General features: G+C 65.7%; 13 protein-coding genes. 6 read left to right on the top strand and 7 right to left on the bottom strand.

Going from position 1 to position 10,080, the window contains the following annotated elements:
- Positions 1-86: 86 nt before the first annotated feature.
- Positions 87-926 carry a Bax inhibitor-1/YccA family protein gene (locus OG817_RS01255; RefSeq protein WP_360441918.1) on the bottom strand — a complete coding sequence of 280 codons (840 nt, stop codon included), beginning with the start codon at positions 924-926 and terminating at the stop codon, positions 87-89.
- Positions 927-1,370: 444 nt separating this feature from the next.
- Positions 1,371-2,120, bottom strand: a complete 750-nt coding sequence (locus OG817_RS01250) for a DUF4118 domain-containing protein (protein WP_406051589.1) — start codon at positions 2,118-2,120, stop codon at positions 1,371-1,373.
- Between the two features lie 112 nt (positions 2,121-2,232).
- On the opposite strand from OG817_RS01250, the gene OG817_RS01245 reads away from it, so the two are divergent.
- From OG817_RS01245 to OG817_RS01235, 3 genes are all read left to right on the top strand, one after another.
- Entirely contained in the window at positions 2,233-3,432 is a 1,200-nt protein-coding gene (locus OG817_RS01245; RefSeq protein ID WP_406051588.1) for a GNAT family N-acetyltransferase, read from the top strand.
- Positions 3,433-3,436: 4 nt separating this feature from the next.
- Positions 3,437-3,811, top strand: a complete 375-nt coding sequence (locus OG817_RS01240) for a VOC family protein (protein WP_406051587.1) — start codon at positions 3,437-3,439, stop codon at positions 3,809-3,811.
- A gap of 353 nt (positions 3,812-4,164) precedes the next feature.
- A complete protein-coding gene (locus OG817_RS01235) occupies positions 4,165-4,386 on the top strand; it encodes a hypothetical protein (RefSeq protein WP_406051586.1) in 222 nt (73 codons plus the stop codon).
- Here the strand turns inward: OG817_RS01235 and OG817_RS01230 are convergent.
- On the bottom strand, positions 4,383-4,778 hold the full coding sequence (locus tag OG817_RS01230; RefSeq protein ID WP_406051584.1) for a hypothetical protein: 396 nt from the start codon (positions 4,776-4,778) through the stop codon (positions 4,383-4,385). The genes OG817_RS01235 and OG817_RS01230 overlap by 4 nt on opposite strands.
- Positions 4,779-4,938: 160 nt before the next feature.
- Here OG817_RS01230 and OG817_RS01225 point away from each other — a divergent pair, with 160 nt between their 5' ends.
- Both OG817_RS01225 and OG817_RS01220 read left to right on the top strand, forming a co-directional pair.
- Positions 4,939-5,685, top strand: coding sequence for a hypothetical protein (locus OG817_RS01225; RefSeq protein WP_406051583.1), 747 nt, complete (start codon positions 4,939-4,941; stop codon positions 5,683-5,685).
- Positions 5,686-5,866: 181 nt separating this feature from the next.
- Positions 5,867-6,376 carry a YcxB family protein gene (locus OG817_RS01220; protein ID WP_406051582.1) on the top strand — a complete coding sequence of 170 codons (510 nt, stop codon included), beginning with the start codon at positions 5,867-5,869 and terminating at the stop codon, positions 6,374-6,376.
- Between the two features lie 72 nt (positions 6,377-6,448).
- On the opposite strand, the gene OG817_RS01215 is transcribed toward OG817_RS01220, so the two are convergent.
- The 3 genes from OG817_RS01215 to OG817_RS01205 all read right to left on the bottom strand — a co-directional run bounded on the left by OG817_RS01215 (position 6,449) and on the right by OG817_RS01205 (position 7,374).
- Positions 6,449-6,721, bottom strand: a complete 273-nt coding sequence (locus OG817_RS01215) for a hypothetical protein (protein ID WP_406057671.1) — start codon at positions 6,719-6,721, stop codon at positions 6,449-6,451.
- Complete coding sequence (locus tag OG817_RS01210; RefSeq protein ID WP_406051581.1) at positions 6,639-6,842, bottom strand: DUF4375 domain-containing protein; 204 nt, start codon at positions 6,840-6,842, stop codon at positions 6,639-6,641. Before OG817_RS01210 ends, OG817_RS01215 begins: the two co-directional genes overlap by 83 nt.
- Positions 6,843-6,990: 148 nt before the next feature.
- On the bottom strand, positions 6,991-7,374 hold the full coding sequence (locus OG817_RS01205; protein WP_360441942.1) for a VOC family protein: 384 nt from the start codon (positions 7,372-7,374) through the stop codon (positions 6,991-6,993).
- 165 nt (positions 7,375-7,539) lie between these two features.
- On the opposite strand from OG817_RS01205, the gene OG817_RS01200 reads away from it, so the two are divergent.
- Positions 7,540-7,911, top strand: coding sequence for a hypothetical protein (locus tag OG817_RS01200; protein ID WP_406051580.1), 372 nt, complete (start codon positions 7,540-7,542; stop codon positions 7,909-7,911).
- Between the two features lie 479 nt (positions 7,912-8,390).
- Here OG817_RS01200 and OG817_RS01195 read toward each other — a convergent pair whose 3' ends face one another.
- A complete protein-coding gene (locus tag OG817_RS01195; protein WP_406048654.1) occupies positions 8,391-9,830 on the bottom strand; it encodes an IS1380 family transposase in 1,440 nt (479 codons plus the stop codon).
- Positions 9,831-10,080: the final 250 nt, after the last annotated feature.

Below are 10,080 nucleotides of genomic sequence, written 5' to 3'. Positions count from 1 at the left end.
CCTGTCCGGATTCCCGAACTGCTCGAGAAAGGCCGAAGGGCCGGTCCACCTGGGCCGGCCCTTCGGATGTCGTGGTGAGCGTGGGGTCAGTCACCGCCGCGCAGGATCGCGAGGATGCGGAGCAGGTTCCAGTACAGCCAGACCAGGGTGACGGTCAGGCCGAACGCGGCCCGCCAGGCCTCGCTCTGCGGGGCGCCGTGACGGACACCCTGCTCGATCATGTCGAAGTCGAGGATCAGGTTGAAGACCGCCAGCCCGGCACCGAGCGCGGCGAACACCAGGCCCATCACGCCGAAGCCGCCGATCCCGGAGTTGAAGCCGAACAGGCTCGCGATCAGGTTGATGACCAGTACGCCGGCGAAGCCCATCGTCGCCAGGATCACCATCTTGGTGAATCGCGGCGTGACCTTGATCTGGAAGTACTTGTACGTCGCCAACGTCAGCGCGGCCGTCACGAGCGTGGCCAGCACCGCCTGCACGATGATGCCGGAGTCGCCGACCCAGTTCGCGATGAACTTGCTGCCGATCCCGAGGAACACACCCTCGGCCGCGGCGTACAGCATCACCAGCACCGGGTTGACCCGGCGCGAGAAGGACAGCACCATGGCCAGCGCGAACGCGACCAGGGCACCGGCCAGGAACGCCGGGGTGACCACGCTGACCGGGATGACGTTCCAGGAAATCGCGGCGACGACCGAGACGACACCCAAGGTGGCGGCGGTCCGGACGATCACGTCGTCCATCGTCATGGGGCGGCTGTCGGCCGGCGCGCCTTGGTACTGCTGGGGCGGCATACCGGGACCGCCGTACTGGCCCGGCTGCTGGTAGGGACCCGGCTGACCGTACGGAGCTGCCCCGGGATAGGCCTGGCCTTGGCCAGGCGCGAACGCACTCGACCGGTTCAGGACCGGGTTACTGCTCTGCATGTCTGTCAATCCTCCTGGTGACCCACATCCGGGGCCGTAGCGAGATACTACGGTCCCACCCTTAACAACATCTGAGAATCACTCGTCTGTTCCCCAACCGAAATCCCCGCTGGGCAAACGGTTGCACAACTCAATCGCTCCCCGATGCAACCCGCGGAAACGCCGCCTGCAACCTCAGGTCTGAGGCTCAGCACCGGACCGCCGACCCCTCGCTGGGTGAGGGCGACGTACGTCCCCCGCTTGCTCGTCCAGTTGATCGATGGCATCGGGTGTCCGACTGCTGTCGCCAGCTCCCCCACCCGGACGGTGATCTCCTGATCATTCACGTCCGGATCATGGCGGAAGTCGGGCGAATCGGCCAGACGCGGCTCGGCGTCGTACCTGTATGGGCAGGTACGACGCTTTGCCGGTGGCCACCCGGGACGTCGTGCTCCCGCAGGCCGATCAGAGGTGCGGGTGGAGGGGTTCCTGGGTGGAGAGGGCGGCGCCGACCTGTTCGGCCAGGGCCACTGCGACGAGGCGCTGCTCGAGATCGGGGCGGGCGATCCGGGCGGCGGCGGTGAGCAGGAAGCGGCCGCGGGTCGCGCCGGCGTGGTGGACGGAGAGCTCGATCTCAGAGTTGGTCGGCAGGCCGTCACGCTCCACCTTGAGCACATGCCCGCCGCGCGTCACGGTCCCGTCGGCGTTCAGCTGCGGCGCCGACGTTTGCTTGTCCCCGGCAACGAACTTCGCTCCGTCGATCCCCAGTACCGCGGTCAGCTCCGCCCGCACGTGGTCGATCAAGTCGTCGGCGGACCCACCACTCGCAACGGCCTGGGACGTCGTGATCACACCGTCGAGGTACCCGCGGTGCCGCGACGCCCGGGCCTGTTGCCGACGGCCCCAGATCGCGATCTCGCTGACGACGATACCGATCAGGACCAGCAGGATCGTGGTCTCGATGTCATCGCGGCTGTCGATGGTGAACGTGTTATAAGGCACGGTCAGGAAGAAGTCGAACCACACCGCGCTCGACACCGCCGCGAGTACGCCGGCCAGCCGGATTCCGAAGGCGGCGACCGCCACGATCACCACAGCCAGCAACAGTGCGGCGTTGGCGTTGTCGAAGCTGTCGCGGAACGGCGTCAGAAGTGCGCAGACAGCCGGTGGCGCGAGCAGCGAGGCCGCCAGCACGGGATTGCGGTAACTCTCCACACCTCTATTGATGCTCGTCGTACCCGCCCGATCAACACTTCTCACAGACGTCTATCAGAGTCGGATGAAATCCGGTGGCCGATCGGAGGCGCCGGACCTAGGTTGGTTTGCCATGGCGTATCGGATCCGGCCGGCCACACCGGCAGATTTTGAGTTCCTGACCGACGTGGTGCTCGAGGCGACTCGGGCGCAGGGGCGGTTGCCTGCGGATTTCGACGAGGCTGCGTGGCGGGCAGGATTCGCCGGGTGGTCCGTCGAGCAGGCCGACGGACCGTCGGCTTTGTGCGTGGTCGAGGTCGATGGGCGTTCCGCGGGCCGGCTGCGGGTGAGCCGGACGCCGGAAGCCGTTGAGTTGAACGGGATCCAGCTCCATCCGTCGGTGCAGAACCGCGGCATCGGTACGTCGATCATCGCGGAACTGCAGTCCGAGGCGGGGGCTCGCGGCGTACCGCTGGAGCTGCATGTCGAGCGGAACAACCCGGACGCTCGGCGCCTGTACGACCGGCTCGGCTTCACGAAGGTCGGGGAGGCCGGCGATGAGGACGTGATGCGGTGGTCGAAGGCCTCGCATCAGAACCAGCTGTGGAATGCGGATGTAGCGCAGCGGTACGACACCCCGGGGACGGGGATGTTCGCCGATTCGGTGCTGGGGCCGACGGTGGATCGGCTGGCCGAGCTCGCGGGTGATGGGCGGGCGCTGGAGTTGGCGATCGGCACCGGCCGGGTCGCCATCCCGCTGGCGGAGCGCGGCGTACCGGTGAGTGGGATCGAGTTGTCCACGGCGATGATCGCGCAGCTGCGGACCAAGGCCGATGAGGACACCATCCCGGTCGTCGCCGGCGACATGTCCGCCGTACGGGTGCCGGGTGAGTTCACGCTCGTCTACCTCGTCTTCAACACGATCGCGAATCTGCTGACGCAGGAGGAGCAGGTCGCCTGCTTCCGCAACGCCGCCCGCCACCTCACCCCTGGTGGTCACTTCGTGATCGAACTGTGGGTCCCCGAACTCCGCCGCCTCCCACCCGGCACGCCCGCCACCGTCGGCGTGGCCGAGTCCCGCTACATCCTCCTCGACACGTACGACGTACTGAAGCAGCACGTCGTATCCCACCACTTCCACTTCGCCGAAGGCAGCACCCAGGCCGAGCTCTTCCGGACCCCACACCGCTACATCTGGCCGGCCGAACTCGACCTGATGGCCCAACTCGCCGGCTTCACCCTCGAATCCCGCCACGCCGACTGGTCCGGCTCCGCCTTCACGGCCGACTCGCCCAGCCACGTGTCCGTCTACCGCCTGCTCAGTGGAGACTGAGCCCATGTCCGCCGACCCGCTGTTCACCCGACTGGCGCCCGTACTGAACGTGTCCGATCTCGCCGCCGAACGGGAGTTCTACGAGAAGCTCGGCCTGCCGGTCATCTACGAGGGCGAGGAGTACCCGGACTTCATCGCCTTCGGCACCGACACCATCCACTTCGGCATCCAGCAGGCGAGCAGCGACAACGACCCACCCAGCGTCCTCTCCTGGCAGATCGGGGTCTCCGACATCGACGCCGCCGCCGACCGCTGCACAGCAGCCGGCCTCCAGTACGAACTCGAAGTCAACGAACCCACCCCCACCTGGAAATACCGCCGTCTCCTCCTCCAAACCCCCAGCGGCTACCGCCTGGCCCTCGAAGGCGAGTCCGAGTAGCAGTCATCAACCGGTTCGTTGGCCGCCGCCTGCAAGTAGGAGCCAAGATCAACGACAACGACTACGCAATCTTCCTGAACGGTGGATTTGGAGCCGGCAAATCATCAACCCTTGACCATGTCGGGGATCTGCTCGCGAAAGTAGGTAGGCCCTTCAGCCTGATGGACGTTGACTGGTTCCACCGCTCCTGGCCGCCCGCCGATCCGGACAATGCTCTGGTTGAGGCTCACAACATCGCCGCAGTCTGGAAGTGTTATCAGTCAGTCGGCCCGCGCCAGTTGGTCATGTGTGGGGTGATCTCGACCGTAGCTGATCGAGAGCGCTACGCAGCCGCGGTCGACCGCCGGATTCGCATGGTTCGTCTCACCGCCGATGCCGGCACCATCCGGAAACGACTGCGGGGCCGCTACAGCGCGAGCCAGCAAACGGCGCTGGACTGGCACCTGGAGCGCTGCGATGAGATCGCCGCCCGCCTCGAGGCCGCGGATCTGGACGAGTTGGTCATCGACACGAGCACGCTCGGGCCGCACGAGGTCGCTGAGCGCACCCTGCGCCACTTCGGTCTGCTCCCCTAGCGGCGTTGCGCTTGTTTCCAGAGCGCCGCGATCGCCGCAACCTGCTGGTTGATGTCGTGGTCGGTGACATCAAGGTGATGATCCGCGGGCGGAGGGTGCCGCGCGTCTTCCAGGTGAAGGGTCTCGAACTCCTCGCCTGTGAGGTACTGCGTGCGGCTCATCGCTCGTCGCTGGGCTTCATCCATCGTTACCTGGAGGCGGATGACGACGGCGTTCGGGAGCCACTGCCGATACAGCGGCATCGTGTCTGGAGTGATCACATCCGACATCACCGTCTCGATGTCCTGCGCCACGAAGTTGCGAGCCAGGCTGCAGGCGTTCTCCACACCCAGGCGCTGCTGGCGTCGTCCGTCCTCCCCGTCCCACGGGGCTGCGTGGCCACTGACGACCATGTGGCGTACGTCGTCGACGTCAATGACGGCCGCTCGCGGACGCGATTGAGCCAGGAGTCGCGCTGTCGAACTCTTCCCGACAGCCGGCCCGCCGGTGAGGACGAGGGGTGGTCGCATATCAGCAGTATCCCGGGTAGCGCAGCGGTTAGACTTTCCTCATATGAGTAAAGAAGCGGGGATATTCTGGATAGGCGGTCCGGCGGCGGCAGGCAAGACGACAGTGAGCCGCCTACTCGCGCGAAAACATGGATTTCTCTGGTACAGCGTAGATGCCCATACATTCACTCATGAGCAGCGCGCAGCCGCAGCCGGACGTCACGTCCTGGGCACCGGCCCAGGAGACTTCGACCGCGGGCCGATGATCCTGGAAGACATCCACGCACTGCCTGTGGATACATCGGTTGTTGTCGAAGGCGCATTCGTCACGCCCAAGATCGCCGGGGTCGCCGCGAACGCAGTGTGGCTCATGCCCTCCAGAGACGAACAACTCGCAAGACTGGAACACAGACATCCAGGCGGCGTGCACAAAGACTATGTCTGGGGATGGAACCTCGTGCAGAGCCAACTCGAGGGAACCAACGCAACCGTCGTCGTGGTCGACGGTCAGACTGTCGAGCAAACCCTCACCGCGGTCGAGCAGAGCTTCGGCACAACCCTGGAATCCTCCCCCGCAGCCCGCACCACCAAGGCCCGGCAGTCTCTGATTCGTATCAGCAACCACCAACTAGCCAAACAGGCAACCGAAAGACTCCGATTGGGACTCAACAAGCAGAACTGCGTCTTCGATTGTGAATGCGCACAGGCAAATTGCACTGAGGTGGTCGAGCTCGCCGTCAAGGAGATACCAACTTTGCTCGCTCAGGCACCCCCATCAATCGTCTCACCAGAACACTCCAAGTTAACCTGAAGATACTGGCCACCCGGCGAGGTACTACAGCCGTAGATCGTTACGCCCGGGGTTCGCGGGCCGCTTGCCACAGATGATCGCAGCGTGAACTGAGCTTGCCGTCGCCGACGCCAGGCGGCCGGGACCGGACCGACCTCGACGCCTCACGGGTTCGTGTCCGACGACGGTACGCTCTGCGGCTATGGCGATCGAGACGCACGCAGACGCGATCATGTTGCGGTGGACGCCGGAGAAGGAGGACCTGCGGGAGCTAGCGCGCCGGCCGGCCTATCGGCGGCAGATGGTCAAGCCGATGGCTGTTGCCACGATCCTGCTCGCCGTGGGCCTGATTCTGAAGCTGACCGTCCTCGCCGTCGTGGGCGGCGTACTGCTCCTGTTGCTTGGCCTGCTGTCAGGGCGAGCCCGGCAACTGCGGTGGAACAACGACCCGCTCGTGCAGGATCCAGTCGAGTATGTGGCCGACAAGCGGGGCCTGTCCCGCCGGCAGCAGGAATTCGAGTGCTGGTGGGGATGGTCCCGGATCCGCGACGTCGAGGAGAGCAGCCGTGCATTCATCCTCAGGCTGGGGATCGGGCGTCCATCCGACGGGCCCTTCCTGATCCTGCCCAAGCGTGGACTGGCCAGCGCGGCTGACGAGACCCGTCTGCGCGAGCTACTGGACGCCCAGGTACGGCGCCGCCAGACCTCCTAGTGGCACGTGTCGATCCATAACGATCGACGGCTGTACTAGCGGCATGTCCGGGCGCGTGGGTTGTCAGATTGGCTAGCTCAACAGGGCGGTCAGACGAGCATCGGCGTCGGTGGAAACCTCCAGGGCATAGAAGCGTTCATCTAGGGCGTCGAAGGCGTCGTAGAGATCGAGCTCCTCGATCAGCGTCTCCCGCTGGCTCTGCTCATTCGGGTAGTTGGGTCCAAGCAGATGCATGGCTTGGCGTAAGAGAGCGGCCCAGGCTTCACCGAGCGAGGTCGGCAAGGCGGCGAGTGCTTCGTCTGCAGTGTTTCCCGCCCCAGTGGGAGAAGTAGGAATCGAAACCACCGGAGTTGACCTCCTGACGGAGGTCACAAATCGCGGCCACGCCACGCTGAACCGGAGTCAGATCTTGCCGAGAGCCCTCGACAAGGGCCTCGTAGAACTCCCAGACACCGGCTGTTGTCACCAGCGCAAGATACTCCGGTCACCGGGCGTGCGAGCCGATCGGCGTCGAGGTCACGCAGGTCCGAAGCTTCGTGTCATCGGCAGTTGAGCGCATTGTCGGCGGCAGATCCGGTAGACCGAGTCCTGGCGCGCATGCGGCGGCTCGGAGATCAGCCGCCGCTGCCGTACGGACGGGTGATGATCTCGAGCCAGTGCCCGTCAGGACCCTCCCAGTAGAGGCCGCGGCCACCGTCCCCGTCGTTGATCTCTTGCGGTTGACGCTTGAAGGGGTCCGCCCACCACTGGCGGCCGTCGTCCCGCAAGCGACCGAGGATCAGGTCGAACTCCTCCTCACTCACAAGGAAGGCGTAGTGCTGGCCGTGGATCTCGCCCTCGGTGTCCATGAAGTCCAGGCTCGCCCCGTTGTCCAGCTTCAGCTCGGCGAACGGCCCGTACGCTCCTGCCTCCGGCAGACCGAGTACCTCGCCGACATCACGAGCAGCGGACCATCGGTCCTTCACGTGCACGATCGTGTGGTTCAGCTCGATACCCATCGGGCTCTCCTCGCGGTGGTCCTGTTCTCAGCCGGCGCGTAGTCACCACTCTGCACCCATGCCGACTGATCCGCGACCAGGTCCGCCAGACGATGTGCGATAGTCACGGCGTACGGCGTGCGGTGTCACCAGCCGGTGGCACTTCGCCGGGGCAAAATCAGCGGCATGGACGAAACTGTGACCGATGGTGTCGCGACCACAGCGCGCGTTGCATGGATGGCCGCCGGAGCGCTGGTCATGCTGGTAGTCATGGCCGCGGCCTCGATCGTTTCTCGAATCGTCACGCACGACACCTCCACAGCGTGCAGCACGGACGGAAGGATCTGCATCACACGCCTGCAGGCGCCTCGCGTGCTGCAGGTCCATCCTGTCGACCGCATCTGGGTATCTGTCGATCTGCACGATCAATGCGGCACGCTCTACGCCACTCCGTTCCAGCTCCCAGATGGCCCCCTCGATGCGAGGTTCCAATCCGGGTCGGTCGAGTTACACGGATTGGCCGACTCGCGCATCACGTACAACGCCAAGGGTTGTTGACGAAGACGTGCACGAGTACGCGATGCTGTGGTTCGCCGAGCAGATGCGCGCTCGCGATTGCCAGTGACGGCCGAACTGCCAGCGGGACCCCCGGGCCGCCGAGCACACCCCCTCGTGGCACCCGGCGCCGCTTGGGCTATGTGGCCGCGCTTGAGGTCAGGGCAGGTCGAGTCCATCCAGGATGAGATCGCCGGAGAACAGGTATGCCACCGCGAGGGCAAAGAACGCAGCAGGGACTATTGGCGACCTGCCCGCCCGCCTCGTACGCAGGATCACATAGACGGGGAGAAGCAAGATGCCCCACCACGCTGAGACCCGTACGCCGACTCGCCTTAGCCTCGATCCACCGATCGACTTGGCGTGGGGCGCTGATTCCGGATCGGCTTGATGCTGGGCTGTGTGGGCGTGGTGGGGTGTCCCGCCTCGCTGCGGGGGTGTTCCACTGGGGCGTGCGGTTGGTGCCGTGGTCGGCGTGGTGGTCAGGAGTTGGCGGTGGCTGGTGGCCCGCAGACTCGATCGAACAGCGTGGTCCAGTGGGGCTGCCAGGGCCAGCCGAGCGGCAGGTGGAGGGTGATGCGGCGGGCTGATGATGCGATCCGGGCGGCGACGTTGACGAGTTTGCGTCTGATCGTGGCGGTGGTTGCTCTGGCCAGTTCACCGCCGGCCAGGGTCGCGGCGGCACGGGTGAGGTTGAACGCCATCACCGCGAGCACCAGCCAGGCGGCGTTCGCGGTGAACACCCCGGACGGCAGGTGAGCGAGCGCTGAGTTCTTCAGGTCGGCGTTGACTTGTTCGATGATCGCGTGACCGCGGTGGGTCTTGTCGGCGGTCACGGTGTCCATCGCGTCGGTGCCGGTTGTGGTGAAGAAGGCGTGGAACCGCCAGATGTCGAACAAGGTGTCCTGTCCGGCCGCCTTCTTCTTGGTGTTGAGGTCGGGGATCCGGCGGACCACCAGCCGGCCTGGCACCCGGTCGGCTTTGCGGCGGGACGCGAACGCGGTGAACGGGATTTCGGCGACCTCCGCGCGGGAGACCCATTGACCGGTCTGCTCGTCGAAGATCGCGTCGGTGTATTCGATCGGAGTCCATGCATCCGCGTCGTCTGCGATGGCGGCGATCGCGGCCTTGACCCGTTTGTCGAGGCGGACGGTGACCGAGACCTCGGCACCGGCACGGACCGCGGCCAGCACCAGGCCGCAGCCGTAGAACGCCGAGTCGGCCCGCACCAGCGGCTTGCCGGACGACAGTCCATGCAGTCCGCGCACGGTCTTCAGCGCGTCGGTGATCAGGCGCTTGGCGCCGCGCGGCGAGCCGACCGATCCCTTCCGCAGCCGCTGCGCCACGATCACCGGCGCAGTGCCGGATCCCTGGGCGCCGCTGGTGGTGACGGTGGCCAGCAGCGCGTTCAGCCCACGGACACCGGAGTAGCCGAACCCCGCACCCTGCTTGGCGTATCCGTGCACCTCGATGATCGTGTCATCGACATCGACCAACACATGCTCCCCCTCTGTTCCGCGTGCGGGCTGACCGACCAGCGGCGCCCGATCGGCCAGCGCGGCCAGGAACCGGGAAGCGACCGCGTCGAGCTGGCGGACATGGCCGAAGGTGAACGTCCGCAGGAACGACCCCAGCGTCGACGGCGCATAAACACTCCCGAACACCCTCCGCATCCCGCCATGCCGAAGCAACGCCATGTCGTCGATCGAGTCCGCACCGGCCACCATCCCCGCGACCAGCGAGCAGACCTTCAGACCCGCGTTCGCGCCCTTGTCCGTCGGCACACTCAACCGCTGATCACCCAGCTCACGCAGACCCACCGACTCCGCCAGCGCCATCGCCGGCACCAGCCCACCCGACGACACCAGATTCGGATCATCGAACCTCGCCGACACCGACCGTGGCCTGTGAGACAGTTGCATCTGACGGATGCCCTTCGCGCTCGGTGATCTGGAACCCTAGACAAGTCCCAATCTCCCAGCCCGCAAGGGCATCCGTCCGTTACGCCACGCTCACCCCACCCAGATCATCGGTGAATCGAGGCTTAGCGCCACAGAGTCCGCGCCGACCACTACCCAGTTCGTGAGCATTGCGAAGAGGAGTGCCCCCATCGCGGCGTCGCTTGCGCCGAACAGTTCGAACGCAATTACGTCATACGCGACCCACGTCACC

Source organism: Kribbella sp. NBC_00889 (assembly GCF_045207705.1).
Lineage (GTDB): Bacteria > Actinomycetota > Actinomycetes > Propionibacteriales > Kribbellaceae > Kribbella.
The sequence above is the reverse complement of the archived record's forward strand: the minus strand, read 5'-3'. Positions and strand labels throughout refer to the sequence as shown.

Coding starts and splice junctions, on each gene's coding strand:
- OG817_RS01220 (WP_406051582.1), top strand. CDS start 5,867: ATGGCGATCGAGACGCACGCAGACGCGATCATGTTGCGGTGGACGCCG.
- OG817_RS01245 (WP_406051588.1), top strand. CDS start 2,233: ATGGCGTATCGGATCCGGCCGGCCACACCGGCAGATTTTGAGTTCCTG.
- OG817_RS01235 (WP_406051586.1), top strand. CDS start 4,165: ATGGTTCGTCTCACCGCCGATGCCGGCACCATCCGGAAACGACTGCGG.
- OG817_RS01240 (WP_406051587.1), top strand. CDS start 3,437: ATGTCCGCCGACCCGCTGTTCACCCGACTGGCGCCCGTACTGAACGTG.
- OG817_RS01225 (WP_406051583.1), top strand. CDS start 4,939: ATGAGTAAAGAAGCGGGGATATTCTGGATAGGCGGTCCGGCGGCGGCA.
- OG817_RS01255 (WP_360441918.1), bottom strand. CDS start 926: ATGCAGAGCAGTAACCCGGTCCTGAACCGGTCGAGTGCGTTCGCGCCT.
- OG817_RS01195 (WP_406048654.1), bottom strand. CDS start 9,830: ATGCAACTGTCTCACAGGCCACGGTCGGTGTCGGCGAGGTTCGATGAT.
- OG817_RS01230 (WP_406051584.1), bottom strand. CDS start 4,778: ATGGTCGTCAGTGGCCACGCAGCCCCGTGGGACGGGGAGGACGGACGA.
- OG817_RS01205 (WP_360441942.1), bottom strand. CDS start 7,374: ATGGGTATCGAGCTGAACCACACGATCGTGCACGTGAAGGACCGATGG.
- OG817_RS01200 (WP_406051580.1), top strand. CDS start 7,540: ATGGACGAAACTGTGACCGATGGTGTCGCGACCACAGCGCGCGTTGCA.